Here is a 14,895-nt window from a genome sequence, read left to right as displayed (position 1 = left end):
ACGCATTATAGGGAGTTTTCCGAGGCTGGCAATAGTTTTTTTTAGAAAAAAAATCGTTTGCTTAATTCCACAGCAAAACCCCTACTTATACGCACTTATCAACAATTTTATCCACAGGCTGTCTTTTTACATAAAATTAGCATGTCAAACGCAAACGTTTGCGTTATTATAATGACCGATTAAGTAAGATTGATTTTGTGTCCATCTTCTGAAATGTTAGTTAAGCAAACACAATTTCACTGTATTAATGTGATTTAACTTCACCATTACTACCGTTATACCAACCCCAAGGGATAAAACTCATGCAACATCTTCGTCCTATCCGCCGTGCACTTTTAAGTGTGTCTGATAAAGCAGGTATTTTAGAATTTGCTAAAGCACTTGTTGAAAGAGAAGTAGAACTCTTATCGACAGGTGGAACCGCACGTCTATTAGCAGAAGCTGGCTTACCGGTTATTGAAGTCTCCGATTACACAGGTTTCCCAGAAATGATGGATGGCAGAGTGAAAACGCTGCACCCTAAAGTACATGGTGGAATTTTAGGTCGTCGTGGACAAGACGATGCGATTATGGAAGAACATGAAATTCGACCTATCGATATGGTCGTCGTAAATCTTTATCCTTTCGCTAAGACGGTAGCTCGCCCAGATTGCTCATTAGCAGATGCAGTGGAGAATATCGATATTGGTGGACCAACAATGGTTCGCTCCGCAGCAAAAAATCATAAAGACGTTACGATTGTAGTAAATAGTAATGACTATGAAAGAGTGATTGAAGAAATGGATAATCACGAAAATAGTCTTACTTTAGACACACGCTTTGATTTGGCGATTAAAGCCTTTGAACATACAGCTGCTTACGACGGAATGATTGCTAACTACTTTGGTCAGAAGGTTGCACCTTATTATGGTGATACTTCACAACCATCAGGTACTTTCCCCCGTACCTTAAATCTGAACTATATAAAGAAACAAGATATGCGTTATGGTGAAAATGCTCATCAGCAAGCAGCTTTCTATATAGAAGAGAATATAGAGGAAGCATCTATTGCCACTGCAAACCAATTACAAGGCAAAGCACTTTCTTATAACAACATCGCTGATACTGATGCCGCGTTAGAATGTGTGAAATCATTCTCCGAGCCTGCATGTGTTATTGTGAAACATGCAAACCCTTGTGGAGTTGCAATTGCGAACACTCTCACACAAGCATATGACAATGCATTTAAAACCGATCCAACTTCTGCATTTGGCGGTATTATCGCATTCAATCGCCCATTAGATGCAAAAACAGCAAGTGCAATCATCGAACGCCAGTTTGTTGAAGTGATCATTGCTCCTTCTATTAATGAAGATGCGCTACCGATTTTAGAAACAAAACCAAATGTTCGTGTATTAGCTTGTGGTCAATGGCAAGAAGCCAAACCAGCGTTAGATTTCAAACGTGTTAATGGTGGATTATTAGTTCAAGATCGTGACTTGGGTATGGTAAAAGAAGAAAACTTAAGAGTAGTTACTCAACGTCAACCAAGTGAACGTGAACTTAAAGATGCACTCTTCTGCTGGAAAGTCGCAAAATTTGTAAAATCAAATGCCATTGTTTACGCAAAAAACGATATGACTGTCGGTATTGGTGCAGGGCAAATGAGCCGTGTGTATTCTGCAAAAATCGCGGGGATTAAAGCCGCTGATGAAGGCTTAGAAGTTGCAGGTTGTGCAATGGCATCAGATGCATTCTTCCCATTTAGAGATGGTATTGATGCGGCAGCACTTGCCGGTGTGACTTGTGTTATTCAACCTGGTGGTTCAATTCGTGATGATGAAGTGATTGCAGCTGCAAATGAACATAACATCGCGATGATTTTCACCAATATGCGCCACTTCCGTCATTAATAAGGTATTGATATGAAGATTTTGATTATTGGTAATGGTGGTCGTGAGCATGCTTTAGCTTGGAAAGCCGTTCAATCACCGCTTACTACACAAGTCTTTGTTGCGCCGGGTAATGCTGGAACAGCGTTAGAGCAAGGCGTACAAAACGTTGCAATCAGTGCAACGGATATTCCTGCATTAATTGCCTTTGCTCTAGAGAATAATATTGATTTAACGATTGTTGGCCCTGAAGCCCCACTTGTTATTGGTGTTGTTGATGCCTTTAAAGCAGCGGGACTGACCATCTTTGGTCCAACAAAAGGAGCCGCTCAATTAGAGGGTTCTAAAGCTTTTACAAAAGACTTTTTAGCTCGACATAAAATTCCAACTGCGGATTATCAAAATTTTACAGAGATAGCGCCTGCACTTGAGTACCTCAATAAAGTGGGCGCGCCGATTGTTATCAAAGCAGATGGTTTAGCAGCAGGTAAAGGCGTTATTGTTGCAATGACACAAGCTGAGGCTGAAGCTGCCATTAAAGATATGCTGGCTGGCAATGTTTTTGGTGATGCAGGGCACCGCATTGTTATCGAAGAATTTCTTGATGGCGAAGAAGCTAGTTTTATTGTCATGGTTGACGGTGAACATGTTATTCCAATGGCAACAAGCCAAGATCATAAACGTGTTGGCGATGGAGATACTGGCCCGAATACAGGAGGAATGGGTGCATATTCACCTGCACCTGTTATTACACCAGAAATCCACCAGCAAGTAATGGAAAAAATCATTTATCCAACAGTAAAGGGAATGGCATCTGAAGGTCATCGTTACCAAGGTTTCCTTTATGCTGGACTGATGATTGATAAACAAGGTGTTGCTAAAGTTATTGAGTTTAACTGTCGTTTTGGTGATCCAGAAACTCAACCTATTATGATGCGTATGCAATCTGACTTAGTTGAACTCTGTTTAGCCGGAGCAAAAGGTAATTTAAAAGATAAAGATTCCCATTGGGATCCTCGCCCAGCTTTAGGGATTGTGATTGCAGCAGGCGGTTACCCTGCGGATTATCGTCAAGGTGATGTTATCGAAGGCTTAACACCAACATCGTCAACAACGGCAAAGGTATTTCAAGCTGGAACAACACTCAATGACAAAGGCGAAGTTATCACTGCTGGCGGGCGAGTATTATGTGTGACTGCATTAGGTGATGATATCGAGCAAGCTCAAAAAAATGCTTATGCTTTAGCGAAAGGTATTCATTGGGATGGTAGTTTTTATCGCCATGATATCGGTTATCGAGCGATTGCACGCTTAAAAAAATAAATTAACAACAGCAAAAGGGAGTGATCACAAGCTCTCTTTTGTTGGTTCCCATTTACAAAAATCGTGTTCTGCAACCATCAGTAATTGCTTACCTTCTGGTGAATCAAGCCAAGCAACATAAGAAGGCTTACTTGAATTACGTGTTCTTGTTTTTAACCAGCGTTGTTCTGGATCTTCAAATGAAACACTCACCTTCTCGCCAGCACATGTTGTCATTGTATTTTGATACCAGACACCCTGTACTAAATTTACTTTCCCAATAGTAAGCGCTTCGCTGATTTCACGCTCTTTACTTGCAGCAAACACCATTCTTAAACGTTCATCTTCTGTTAATGCTCGTTTTTGCTTCTGGCTTTCTTGTTGCATGAAAATAACTTCACCACGTTTATTTAAACGAAGGTGCCAAGATGAGGGCTCGGTAGGATTGATAACTTCAGAGCGGACTTGCCAAAGCTTATTTTGGCGATACTCATAGAATGTGATGACAGTTTCTGGCTTTTTATAAAAGCTATAAACACTCATGATCACTTGAGGTTCTGACGCTGTATTATTTAAACGCCATAATCGCACAATGCCTTCGTCCGCAATATAACCTGTTGCAGAAAATTCAGGTAGCTGCACAGTAGAGGAGCAGGCGCTGAGCAAAAAAGCAGATCCTATTGCTAACAGCCCCTGTCGTTTCAACAAAAGGGGAGTAAATCCCCCTCTATTGTTCATTCCGTTCAAAGGAATTATTTTACTGCGTCTTTCAGTGCTTTACCGGCAGTAAATGCAGGAACGTTAGCTGCTGCAATTTTAATTTCTTTACCAGTTTGAGGGTTACGACCAGTACGCTCTGCACGGTGATTCACCTTGAATGTACCGAAACCAACTAACTGTACAGAATCGCCTTCTTTCAGAGCACCTGTTACTGAATCGATAAACGCTTCAATAGCAGCTTTTGCTTGAGTTTTTGTCAGATCCGCTTTTTCAGCAACTGATTCGGTTAATTCAGCTTTGTTCATAAAATAGTCCTTAAAGTATGTTTTATCGTTTGAAAAACATCTGGTGAAAAAACTTAACTTATCTTTTTAAGAGGATAAATTAAGTAAAACACCTGAGCCACTTCTTTTCGTACCCAATGTAGAACATACACGGGGGTGATGTGAAGTCTTTAAACGTCGCTTTTCAAGCACTAAATCACGTTTTTCTGATTTAGTGCGTTAATTCTATACCGATATTGCTCATTCCAGCTTCACGAAGGTCTGCACGTAGACCTTTGATCAGTTCGACATCTCTTTCTTCACATTCTACAAGTAGACGGTAAATTTCCCATTGGATATCGAATTCTTCAATAACAGCAGGTAGAGATCTAAGCTCTTCTTCACTCATTTCTCTTTCTGCTTGTGTCATTTCAAGTGAAGCAACTGTCCCTACTGATAATTTACTCACTTCAATAGCGTGACTTAATGATTCACCGCTTAAACGAGAGTGAACAATTTCACTAAGTGCAACACAGGCATCAATCGCAGGATAGACACCATAAATCTCGAACTGAGATGCATCAGGAATAGCTTCTTCTAATTTCTCTAATTGAGAATCAAAATTAACCTTTGCATCTTTCACCGTTAAAGTTTCCCAAACCAGATCGAGAATACGGCGATAAAGCATTGGATCGGTAAAACCTGTTTCACGACAAAATACCTGATAATTTGGGTACATTCTCTCACACAGGCATGCCATAAACGTCAGGTGTTGCCAAGCTTCTAGCTTTTCTAAACGTAAATGGATTGGGTTCTTCAACATTCGTGATTACTCATTTTCTTAACTTAGGCGCAGTTTACCTGAAAATTAAAAATATCCACATATTTCCCGGTCATTTAGAGCTTATTCTTATTCAACTGCTCAAATAATCGCCTATTTGAAGCAATACCATCAGCCCAACGCGTTGGTTCTGGCAATCGATATCCTTTCATACACCGCTCAACCCACTGCAAAGCACCTTCCATACTCACTTTATGACCCGGAGAAACATACAGGGGTTTACATTTTTTCTTACTGCGATAAATCCACCCTATTTGCTCATTCTTATCCATTAACGGCTCATGGCTTCCCACCTCTTCATTAACTGCTTTATCAATGCCACATAAGCGACTTTTTGCCACGCCAATAGTCGGTGTATCCACTAATAAACCAAAATGACTTGCAACACCAAGCCTTCTAGGATGAGCAATACCTTGTCCATCGACAAAAATAAGAGAAGGCTTCTGTTTGATTAATTGCCAAGCAGCGAGTAACGCTGGACACTCTCTAAATGAAAGCAACCCGGGGATATAAGGAAGAGTCGTAGGAATTCGCGCGATTTGGTATTCAAGAATTTCGAAAGAAGGGTAATGCATTATCACGATGGCAGCGCGAGTGACCGCGCCACCGTCTTCAAAACCAACATCAGCACCAGCTATATAAGTTGGTGCTGTGAATTGGTCTGTTAGAATAATCTGTTGAGCTTTTTCTGTCTGCTCCTGACGTAATTGTTGGGTATTAATCATTATCCTGATGATAAGGCTTCGATAAACGGTGAACCGCATCAATAAATGCACCAGCATGTTCAGGTGGAACATCTTGATGAATACCGTGCCCAAGATTAAAGACATGACCGTTGCCTTTACCAAACCCAGCAAGAATAGTTTCGACTTCTTGTTCTATTCTGGCAGGTGGTGCATACAGCATAGAAGGATCCATATTACCTTGTAGCGCAACTTTATCCCCAACTCGACGGCGTGCATCTTCAATATCAATCGTCCAATCAAGTCCTAATGCATCGCAACCTGTCGCAGCCATAGCTTCTAGCCAGCGGCCACCACCTTTGGTAAATAAAGTGACTGGTACTTTTCTTCCATCATATTCACGGATAAGACCATCAACAATCTTATGCATATAGTGTAATGAGAAGAGTTGGTAATCACGCCCTGTTAGCACACCACCCCATGTATCAAAGATCATGATAGATTGTGCGCCCGCTTTAATTTGAGCATTCAGATACAGAATAACGCTATCTGCCAGTTTATCCAGTAATAGATGTAGAGCTTGAGGCTCTGAATACATCATTTTTTTAATTTTTGTGAAGGCCTTACTACTTCCACCCTCAACCATATAGGTTGCCAGTGTCCAAGGGCTTCCTGAAAAACCAATTAATGGCACACTACCTTGTAATGCATGACGAATGGCACGTACTGCATTCATCACATATCCCAGTTCATCTTCAGGATCAGGAATAGGCAGTTTTTGAATATCAGCAAGGCTGTTGATAGGTGATTTAAAACGAGGGCCTTCACCTGTTTCAAAGTAAAGACCTAGCCCCATTGCATCTGGAATAGTTAAAATATCAGAAAATAAAATAGCGGCATCTAAAGGGAAGCGTCTTAAAGGCTGTAATGTCACTTCACATGCTAATTCTGTATTTTTGCACAATGAGATGAAATCTCCCGCCTGTGCCCGTGTTTCCTTGTATTCAGGAAGATATCTGCCTGCCTGACGCATCATCCAAACTGGGGTGACATCAACAGGTTGGCGCAACAGCGCACGTAAATAGCGGTCGTTTTTCAACTCACTCATGACTAACTCCATTAACAGTAATAGGGCCGCAAAATAGCATGCATTGTAACATGCTGGAAAAATAACTGTTGGCAGACAGCGCCTTTATTTAGCTCTTTTCTTTATCTTGTCTGATATTCGCTATCGTATCTTCTATCAAGCGTCGAGCAATAGTATCTGGTGGTGGGATCTGGGGTAATTGATCGTAACGATACCAACCCGCACTCATTAATTCAGAAGGATCATGTTGTAGTTCGCCACCATCATAATCGGCCAAAAATCCCATCATTAAAGAGTGAGGAAACGGCCAAGGCTGAGATGATACATAGCGAATATTGCGGATACGAATATTGCTCTCTTCAAACACTTCACGAGCCACTGCTTCTTCTAATGTTTCACCAACCTCAACAAAACCAGCGAGTACAGTGTAAAGAGGTGAATGTTTATGCCTAACATGATGTGCTAATAAGATCTTATCTTCATGGCGAATACCCACAATAATGCAAGGGGCAATTTGCGGATAATAACGTTCATGGCAGTTATCGCATAAACACGCCCATTCACTCTCACTATGACGCATTTTAGAACCACAATAACCACAAAAACGGTGAGAACGATAAAACTCAGCCAGTTGCACACCACGACCGACTAATTTAAATAAGTTTTCATCTTGTGAGGCGATAAGTCTTGGTGAGCACATGTCGTTATCCATTTTTCCATGAATAAGCCAAACTGTTTCACCTTGCCATTCACCCACAATTTTGGCGTGCTGACCAATGAGATCCCAATCTTTAGCTAAGCCAAACGGAAGTTCACCTTTAGGTAACCACACTCGTCCACCAAGACTGACTGTCCACCAGCCCTTTTCTGAGCCTGTTAATGTATATAAATGCATAACGACCATTCTATCCAAAATAATGATATAGAATAGAGGATACTCTCTTTAGCAAGAACCTCTCAATGTATTATCTCTGTCTTCTATGATTCATTAACATCCACTCACTAAAAACATAAATTATATTAATGTTATTGAGTGTAACCATTATTCAAATTTCACAAATGAAAGGTTGGGAACAACAATATTAGGATTTAAATAAATAACCCATATCGGGCTTGTAGTTTTTAAAATCTTTCATATACTGGACTTCTTCTTGTCGGAGTGCCTAGTGTTTATAAGGCTATTATAAACACAGGCTGAGACCGTTAATTCGGGATCCGCGGAACCTGATCGGGTTAATACCCGCGAAGGGAACAAGAGTGATTCGACCTTTTGATAGCTTCATTGCGTATATTTTTCACACATCTATATACACCTATCTGTCGATACTCCCTGCGACCTCCAGACAAGCATTTTTCTCAATATTCACCCGACAGGCTAATAGCCTGCATGATATTTATTAGGAAATGCTATGTCCCAAAATCAAACTATATCCGTTAAAGATATTTCACCAACGATCAACAAACAGCGTCCACGAAAAGAGCAACGTGATGCTGCTCAAGAGTTTATCAGCACCATTCAAGGCGTAAGCTTCCCCAATTCAAAACGCATTTATCTCGAAGGCTCACGTACTGACATTCAAGTACCCATGCGTGAGATCCAGCTTGATAAAACGCTAGTAGGAGGATCAAAAGATTCCCCTGTTTTTGAAGATAATGAACCTGTACCAGTGTATGACACATCAGGCCCTTATGGTGATCCTGATTCTCAACTTGACGTTAACCTTGGCTTAAAAAAAATACGCCAACCTTGGATTGATGAGCGCAATGATACTGAAACGCTTTCACTTTTAAGTTCGGATTTCACCCAACAGCGCCTTTCTGATGCCGGATTAGAGCATCTGCGTTTTCCCTTAAAACCAAGCCCTAAAAAAGCGCTAAATGGCAAAAGTGTGACCCAATTGCATTATGCTCGCCAAGGCATTATTACGCCTGAAATGGAGTTTATTGCTATTCGTGAAAATATGGGGCGAGAGAGAATTCGTAGCGAAGTTTTACGCCAACAGCACGCAGGGTTTAGCTTTGGTGCTCATCTCCCTGACAATATTACCCCTGAGTTTGTACGCCAAGAAGTTGCAGCTGGCCGAGCAATCATTCCTGCCAATATCAATCACCCAGAATCAGAGCCAATGATTATTGGTCGTAATTTCTTAGTGAAAGTGAATGCCAATATCGGGAACTCTTCGGTCACCTCCTCAATTGAAGAAGAAGTTGAAAAGCTAATTTGGTCTACACGCTGGGGAGCGGATACCGTAATGGATCTCTCAACGGGCCGTTATATTCATGAAACGCGTGAGTGGATCATTCGTAATAGCCCTGTTCCTATTGGTACAGTTCCAATTTATCAAGCACTCGAGAAAGTTAACGGTATTGCTGAAGATCTCACTTGGGAAATGTTCCGAGATACCTTGCTTGAACAAGCAGAACAAGGGGTTGATTATTTTACTATTCATGCAGGTGTATTGTTACGTTATGTGCCAATGACAGCAAAACGCCTAACGGGCATAGTGTCTCGTGGCGGTTCGATAATGGCAAAATGGTGTTTATCACATCATAAAGAGAATTTCCTCTACGAACATTTCCGTGAAATCTGTGAAATTTGTACCGCTTATGACGTTTCCCTCTCACTGGGAGATGGATTAAGACCGGGTTCGATTCAAGATGCCAATGATGAAGCACAATTTTCTGAATTACATACTCTAGGTGAACTGACAAAAATTGCATGGGAGTATGACGTTCAAGTCATGATAGAAGGCCCTGGCCACGTTCCAATGCAGATGATCCGCCGCAATATGACAGAGGAATTGGAACATTGTCATGAAGCACCATTTTATACATTAGGCCCTCTCACTACAGATATTGCGCCGGGTTACGATCACTTCACATCAGGTATTGGTGCAGCAATGATTGGCTGGTTTGGTTGCGCAATGCTCTGTTATGTTACGCCAAAAGAACACCTTGGTTTACCTAATAAAGAAGATGTGAAACAAGGTCTTATCACTTATAAAATCGCCGCTCATGCAGCCGATTTAGCAAAAGGACACCCCGGCGCTCAAATTCGTGATAATGCAATGTCGAAAGCGCGCTTTGAATTTAGATGGGAAGACCAATTTAACTTGGCTCTTGATCCTGAAACTGCACGTCAATATCACGATGAAACGCTACCTCAGGCTTCAGGAAAAGTCGCTCATTTCTGTTCGATGTGTGGTCCTAAATTCTGCTCAATGAAGATAACACAAGAAGTACGCGATTATGCGGCAGGTATGGAGCAAATGTCTCAAGCCTTTAAAGAGCATGGAAGTGAGTTATACCACAGTGCAGAAATCGCCAGTGTTGAGGTGACTGAAAATGAACAGATCCTCTAATACACCTTTTGCATTAACAGAAAAAAAGCTTGGGCTTTATCCTGTTGTTGATTCTGTTGAATGGATCGAACGCCTATTAAAAATAGGCGTTACCACCCTGCAATTACGCATAAAAGATAAACAGCCAGACGACGTTGAACAAGAGATCATCGAAGCGATAAAACTGGGCAAACAGTATCACGCAAGACTGTTTATCAACGATTACTGGCAACTCGCCATTAAACATCACGCTTATGGTGTTCATCTTGGTCAAGAAGATCTCGATATTGCTGATCTTAATGCCATTAAACAATCAGGATTACGCCTTGGTATTTCCACTCATGACGAAGTTGAATTACAAAGAGCGAAAACATTACGTCCATCTTACATCGCATTAGGGCATATATTTCCAACAACGACCAAAGATATGCCATCTAAACCTCAAGGATTGAAGGCACTCAAACATCAAGTAGAACAGACACCTGATTTTCCAACTGTTGCTATTGGTGGGATCTCACTAGAAAGAGTACCTGATGTTGTTGCAACTGGGGTGGGGAGCGTTGCCTTAGTCAGTGCAATAACAAAAGCACCAGATTGGCAACAAGTGACTCGTAAATTATTAGAATTAGTGGAAGGAAAACCATCATGCTAAATGATAATGATTTTATGCGTTATAGCCGACAAGTGATGTTAGAAGATATTGGCTTAGAAGGTCAAAACAAGCTTCAACAAGCAAAGGTATTGATTATTGGGCTTGGTGGATTAGGCTCTCCCGCATCACTTTATCTTGCTGGTGCAGGTATTGGTGAGCTTATTTTAGTGGATGATGATGAGTTACATGTTTCTAATCTACAGCGTCAAATTCTTTATCGCACTCAAGATATTCCCGATGCCAAATCAGAGATCGCAAAGCAGTCTCTACTTGCACTAAATCCAGATATAAAAATTACCTCTTATAAACAACGTATTAATGATGATTCATTATCTAAATTAGTTAAAGAGGTCGATTTAGTTTTAGATTGCACCGATAACATGCTCACTCGTCAAGCGATTAACCGTGCTTGTGTCGCACAGCAAACGCCGCTTATTAGTGGCAGTGCCGTGGGCTTTAGTGGTCAGCTTATGGTATTTGAACCTCCTTTTATTCACGGTTGCTATCACTGTCTTTATCCTGATGAAACTGAGCCACAAAGAAACTGCAAAACAGCAGGTATATTAGGGCCTGTTGTTGGGGTTATTGGCACACTTCAAGCCCTTGAAGCAATCAAATTACTCTCAGGCTTACCTTGTTCTCTAAGTGGGAAACTTCGCCTTTTTGATGGTAGAAAACAAAATTGGAGTACTTTGCATTTAACACCATCAAAAACATGTCCTGTTTGTCGAGAGGTAGCATGAACATTACCGTAAATGACGAACAATATTCTCTGGATATGCCTGTCACTATCTGTCAGCTCCTTATTCAGTTAGAACAGCCACACATCGGTGTGGCGCTTGCTGTCAATGAAACCATTGTTCCCCGTGAAAATTGGGAAACACATTTTATTAATGATGGCGATACTATTCTTCTCTTCCAAGCAATTGCAGGGGGCTGATATGTTAAAAATTGCTGATACAACATTCACATCTAGACTTTTTACAGGCACAGGAAAATTTGCAACACCAACGCTAATGACAGAAGCCATTAAGGCTTCGGGTAGCCAATTAGTAACCATGGCAATGAAGCGTGTGGATTTAAAGAATGGTAATGATGACTTAATCGCACCACTTAAATCATTAGGGGTAAAATTATTACCTAATACATCTGGTGCAAAAACAGCACAAGAAGCTGTTTTTGCGGCTCGTTTAGCCAAAGAAGCCTTTGGCACCCATTGGGTAAAATTAGAAATTCATCCTGACACTAAATATTTATTACCTGATCCTATTGAAACACTTAAAGCCGCTGAAATCCTCGTTAAAGAAGGTTTTGTTGTTTTACCTTATTGCAGTGCTGATCCTGTTTTATGTCGTCGTTTAGAAGAAGTTGGCTGTGCAGCTGTAATGCCATTAGGCTCTCCTATTGGCTCAAATCAAGGCTTACAGACTCGTGATTTCCTACGAATTATCATTGAACAAGCCTCAATTCCTGTTGTTGTTGATGCTGGTATTGGTGCACCAAGTCATGCCCTCGAAGCTTTAGAGTTAGGTGCTGATGCAGTATTAGTTAATACCGCAATTGCTGTTGCCAAAAATCCTATTCTAATGGCGCAAGCATTTAAAGCAGCGCTTGATGCTGGTGAACTTGCTCGACAATCAGGACTTACGACACCTGCTTCAGCTGTGAATATGCAAGCGCAAGCCTCTAGTCCATTAACCCAATACTTAGGGGCATTCTAATGGACACTTTTTCTGATTATTGGCAACAACTCGACTGGGATGACATTACATTAAAACTCAATAGTAAAACCAATGCGGATGTTGAAGCCGCATTAAATCGCCATTCCCTTACACTTGATGATTTTATGGCGCTAATTTCGCCTGCGGGTCGCCATTATTTAGAGCCTATGGCACAACGTGCTCAGCAACTCACTCGACAACGTTTTGGTAATGTAGTGGGATTGTATGTGCCGCTTTATCTTTCTAATTTATGTGCGAATGACTGTACTTATTGTGGTTTTTCAATGAGTAATGCCATTAAACGTAAAACATTAAATGAAAATGAAATCATCGCTGAATGCAATAGCATCAGGCAATTAGGTTTTGATAGCTTGTTATTAGTGACTGGAGAGCACCAAAGAAAAGTGGGTATGGATTATTTTCGCCAATATATCCCTCTTATTCGAGAAAATTTCAGTTCATTAATGATGGAAGTACAACCTCTTGCAACAGAAGAGTATGCAGAATTAAAAACACTAGGTATTGATGGCGTGATGGTTTATCAAGAAACCTATCATGAACCAACTTATCAGCTTCATCATCTAAAAGGTAAAAAACAAGATTTCCATTGGCGACTACAAACACCTGATAGATTAGGGCAAGCAGGAATTGATAAAATTGGTTTAGGTGCGTTGATTGGCCTTTCAAGCCAGTGGCGTAGCGATTGTTATATGGTGGCAGAACATCTCTTGTTCTTACAAAAACGCTATTGGAAAAGCCGTTACTCTATCTCTTTTCCTCGTTTACGTCCTTGCGCTGGTGGGCTTAGCCCTGCATCGGTAATGAGTGAAGCTGAATTAGTTCAATTGATCTGTGCTTTTCGCATTTTGGCACCAGACGTTGAGCTTTCACTTTCAACACGAGAATCTCCTTATTTTCGCGATAACACAGTGCCGTTAGCAATTAATAATATTAGCGCAGGATCTAAAACCCAACCCGGTGGATATTCTGATAGTCATGAAGAGCTAGAACAGTTTTCACCTAATGATAATCGCCATGTAAATGATGTTATTAACGTATTAAAAGAGCGAGGATTACAACCTGTATGGAAAGATTGGGATAATTACTTGGGTCGTTAATTAAAATTTGAATAATATAAAACCGCTTTTAATTAATTTAATTAAAAATAATAAAGGCGGTTTTTATTAAATAACTCAATAAAAATAACATGTAATAAACTTAAAATAATTAAAGAAAAATAAAAGATTATAAATAATGTCTTAGGATATTTTTAATTTAATATTATATAAAATAATTAACTTAATTCTTATACTGCTAATTCTTCAAGTTCTTGCATACTCAAACCTGATATTTTTTCGATCAATGAAAGATCAAAATTCTCTTTTAATAAATTTTGAGCTAATTCTATTTGTACTATTTTTTTACCAATCTCAATACCTTCCGTTTTACCTAATTCAAACCCTTTATTTTCTAATCTCCACGCTATATTCATAATCACCTCTCTGTGGCTATCTAGCTGTTCAACTATTTTATTGATAACAAATTCAAAGTCTGATGCATCCAGAATTGAGAATAAATATTCTACGACAATAATCGTGTCCTCATCTCTGCAGTTTTTCTGATTTATTGCTTTTGATAGAAGCATTGCAATCTTATTAAGATCATGACAACTATTAACATACTTCATTGCAATTTCCATTACCGCCGCTTTTTTATGTGTCAGCAAAATATCATCATCAATTGAAGTCAAATCAATTAAAGAGAAATTATTAGAATAAAGCTTATTAGCAAGTGAAGTAAGTGGAAAGCATGACATCCAATTAACAGGAAAAGGATAAGGTTTGTTCTTGCCATGATAAAACAAAATAGGAACAACGAGAGGCAACGATTTATAACCTTGCTGTAAATGTTGATTCATAGTGGAAAATGCATAATTCATCATGCGCCAAGCTATCATTTTATCTGGTCTAGATTGATGCTCTATCAGTAAATAAATAGGAATATCACCCTCTTTTGTTTTGACTAAATACAAAATATCAGACATACGAGAACGTAATTTAATATCGATGAAAGAAGAATTTTGTAATTGTAACGTCGAAAAATCACAATGACTTTTTAATTCCTCTGGTAAATGAACAAAGAAGAAATCTTTCGCATTACTGACATTCATCATAAAGCGTTTAAATGCAGAATCATAAGAAGATATAGATATAGGCTTTTTCATAACTAGCTCCATACTGAATTTGGATTGCCAGCTTACAGAAAAAAATAAATTTTTATCACTAAAAAATCATCATAATTATCTGAAAAATATAAGTTATTTATTGATCTTAACTGAATTGGTAATAGAGGAATAAAAAATACCTTTAATAAATATCAAAGGTATTTTTTAAGATTATAAATTTTATTTTTAA

Annotated in this window: 15 protein-coding genes and 1 riboswitch; of the genes, 8 read left to right on the top strand and 7 right to left on the bottom strand. The window is 39.6% G+C overall.

Features of this window, described 5'->3' with window-relative positions; genetic code table 11:
* The first annotated feature begins 302 nt into the window (after nucleotides 1–302).
* Together purH and purD are read left to right on the top strand one after the other, a co-directional pair.
* Entirely contained in the window at nucleotides 303–1,892 is a 1,590-nt protein-coding gene (gene purH / locus JEP36_RS16845) for a bifunctional phosphoribosylaminoimidazolecarboxamide formyltransferase/IMP cyclohydrolase (protein WP_151436270.1), read from the top strand.
* A gap of 12 nt (nucleotides 1,893–1,904) precedes the next feature.
* Nucleotides 1,905–3,194, top strand: a complete 1,290-nt coding sequence (gene purD / locus JEP36_RS16840; RefSeq protein ID WP_198630513.1) for a phosphoribosylamine--glycine ligase — start codon at nucleotides 1,905–1,907, stop codon at nucleotides 3,192–3,194.
* A 24-nt stretch (nucleotides 3,195–3,218) separates the two neighbouring features.
* Here the strand turns inward: purD and JEP36_RS16835 are convergent, their stop codons facing one another.
* The 6 genes from JEP36_RS16835 to nudC form a co-directional block, all read right to left on the bottom strand.
* Nucleotides 3,219–3,881 carry a DUF1481 domain-containing protein gene (locus JEP36_RS16835; RefSeq protein WP_232797662.1) on the bottom strand — a complete coding sequence of 221 codons (663 nt, stop codon included), beginning with the start codon at nucleotides 3,879–3,881 and terminating at the stop codon, nucleotides 3,219–3,221.
* 44 nt (nucleotides 3,882–3,925) lie between these two features.
* The gene (locus tag JEP36_RS16830) at nucleotides 3,926–4,198 is read right to left on the bottom strand and encodes an HU family DNA-binding protein (RefSeq protein WP_004246922.1); all 273 of its coding nucleotides are present in this window, start codon (nucleotides 4,196–4,198) and stop codon (nucleotides 3,926–3,928) included.
* A 190-nt stretch (nucleotides 4,199–4,388) separates the two neighbouring features.
* A complete protein-coding gene (locus JEP36_RS16825) occupies nucleotides 4,389–4,979 on the bottom strand; it encodes a YjaG family protein (RefSeq protein WP_023583105.1) in 591 nt (196 codons plus the stop codon).
* Between the two features lie 74 nt (nucleotides 4,980–5,053).
* Nucleotides 5,054–5,722, bottom strand: a complete 669-nt coding sequence (gene nfi / locus JEP36_RS16820) for a deoxyribonuclease V (protein ID WP_198621057.1) — start codon at nucleotides 5,720–5,722, stop codon at nucleotides 5,054–5,056.
* A complete protein-coding gene (hemE, locus tag JEP36_RS16815; protein ID WP_109374351.1) occupies nucleotides 5,715–6,788 on the bottom strand; it encodes a uroporphyrinogen decarboxylase in 1,074 nt (357 codons plus the stop codon). The genes nfi and hemE overlap by 8 nt, the downstream gene beginning before the upstream one ends.
* 88 nt (nucleotides 6,789–6,876) lie before the next feature.
* Nucleotides 6,877–7,662, bottom strand: coding sequence for an NAD(+) diphosphatase (gene nudC / locus JEP36_RS16810; RefSeq protein WP_109374356.1), 786 nt, complete (start codon nucleotides 7,660–7,662; stop codon nucleotides 6,877–6,879).
* A 250-nt stretch (nucleotides 7,663–7,912) separates the two neighbouring features.
* Nucleotides 7,913–8,035, top strand: a riboswitch (TPP riboswitch).
* A gap of 141 nt (nucleotides 8,036–8,176) precedes the next feature.
* Here nudC and thiC point away from each other — a divergent pair.
* The 6 genes from thiC to thiH are packed head-to-tail and all read left to right on the top strand — an operon-like array spanning nucleotide 8,177 to nucleotide 13,599.
* Nucleotides 8,177–10,129, top strand: coding sequence for a phosphomethylpyrimidine synthase ThiC (gene thiC / locus JEP36_RS16805; RefSeq protein WP_196534400.1), 1,953 nt, complete (start codon nucleotides 8,177–8,179; stop codon nucleotides 10,127–10,129).
* Complete coding sequence (thiE, locus tag JEP36_RS16800; protein WP_198621055.1) at nucleotides 10,113–10,760, top strand: thiamine phosphate synthase; 648 nt, start codon at nucleotides 10,113–10,115, stop codon at nucleotides 10,758–10,760. The genes thiC and thiE overlap by 17 nt, the downstream gene beginning before the upstream one ends.
* Nucleotides 10,754–11,503 (top strand): HesA/MoeB/ThiF family protein, encoded by a 750-nt coding sequence (locus JEP36_RS16795; RefSeq protein WP_198630512.1) that lies wholly within the window; start codon nucleotides 10,754–10,756, stop codon nucleotides 11,501–11,503. Before thiE ends, JEP36_RS16795 begins: the two co-directional genes overlap by 7 nt.
* Nucleotides 11,500–11,700 (top strand): sulfur carrier protein ThiS, encoded by a 201-nt coding sequence (gene thiS, locus JEP36_RS16790; protein WP_109374347.1) that lies wholly within the window; start codon nucleotides 11,500–11,502, stop codon nucleotides 11,698–11,700. Before JEP36_RS16795 ends, thiS begins: the two co-directional genes overlap by 4 nt.
* A 1-nt stretch (nucleotide 11,701) precedes the next feature.
* A complete protein-coding gene (locus JEP36_RS16785; RefSeq protein ID WP_198621053.1) occupies nucleotides 11,702–12,481 on the top strand; it encodes a thiazole synthase in 780 nt (259 codons plus the stop codon).
* Nucleotides 12,481–13,599 (top strand): 2-iminoacetate synthase ThiH, encoded by a 1,119-nt coding sequence (gene thiH / locus JEP36_RS16780; protein ID WP_198621052.1) that lies wholly within the window; start codon nucleotides 12,481–12,483, stop codon nucleotides 13,597–13,599. The genes JEP36_RS16785 and thiH overlap by 1 nt, the downstream gene beginning before the upstream one ends.
* 188 nt (nucleotides 13,600–13,787) lie before the next feature.
* On the opposite strand, the gene JEP36_RS16775 is transcribed toward thiH, so the two are convergent.
* Nucleotides 13,788–14,705, bottom strand: coding sequence for an Rpn family recombination-promoting nuclease/putative transposase (locus JEP36_RS16775; protein WP_198630511.1), 918 nt, complete (start codon nucleotides 14,703–14,705; stop codon nucleotides 13,788–13,790).
* Nucleotides 14,706–14,895: the final 190 nt, after the last annotated feature.

Source organism: Proteus sp. PR00208 (genome assembly GCF_016238545.1).
GTDB lineage: Bacteria > Pseudomonadota > Gammaproteobacteria > Enterobacterales > Enterobacteriaceae > Proteus.
Note: the sequence above shows the minus strand (reverse complement) of the source record. Positions and strands in the feature narration are given on the sequence as shown.

Coding starts and splice junctions, on each gene's coding strand:
- JEP36_RS16785 (WP_198621053.1), top strand. CDS start 11,702: ATGTTAAAAATTGCTGATACAACATTCACATCTAGACTTTTTACAGGC.
- JEP36_RS16830 (WP_004246922.1), bottom strand. CDS start 4,198: ATGAACAAAGCTGAATTAACCGAATCAGTTGCTGAAAAAGCGGATCTG.
- thiC (WP_196534400.1), top strand. CDS start 8,177: ATGTCCCAAAATCAAACTATATCCGTTAAAGATATTTCACCAACGATC.
- thiS (WP_109374347.1), top strand. CDS start 11,500: ATGAACATTACCGTAAATGACGAACAATATTCTCTGGATATGCCTGTC.
- purD (WP_198630513.1), top strand. CDS start 1,905: ATGAAGATTTTGATTATTGGTAATGGTGGTCGTGAGCATGCTTTAGCT.
- thiH (WP_198621052.1), top strand. CDS start 12,481: ATGGACACTTTTTCTGATTATTGGCAACAACTCGACTGGGATGACATT.
- nfi (WP_198621057.1), bottom strand. CDS start 5,722: ATGATTAATACCCAACAATTACGTCAGGAGCAGACAGAAAAAGCTCAA.
- JEP36_RS16795 (WP_198630512.1), top strand. CDS start 10,754: ATGCTAAATGATAATGATTTTATGCGTTATAGCCGACAAGTGATGTTA.
- purH (WP_151436270.1), top strand. CDS start 303: ATGCAACATCTTCGTCCTATCCGCCGTGCACTTTTAAGTGTGTCTGAT.
- thiE (WP_198621055.1), top strand. CDS start 10,113: ATGAACAGATCCTCTAATACACCTTTTGCATTAACAGAAAAAAAGCTT.
- JEP36_RS16825 (WP_023583105.1), bottom strand. CDS start 4,979: ATGTTGAAGAACCCAATCCATTTACGTTTAGAAAAGCTAGAAGCTTGG.
- nudC (WP_109374356.1), bottom strand. CDS start 7,662: ATGCATTTATATACATTAACAGGCTCAGAAAAGGGCTGGTGGACAGTC.
- hemE (WP_109374351.1), bottom strand. CDS start 6,788: ATGAGTGAGTTGAAAAACGACCGCTATTTACGTGCGCTGTTGCGCCAA.
- JEP36_RS16775 (WP_198630511.1), bottom strand. CDS start 14,705: ATGAAAAAGCCTATATCTATATCTTCTTATGATTCTGCATTTAAACGC.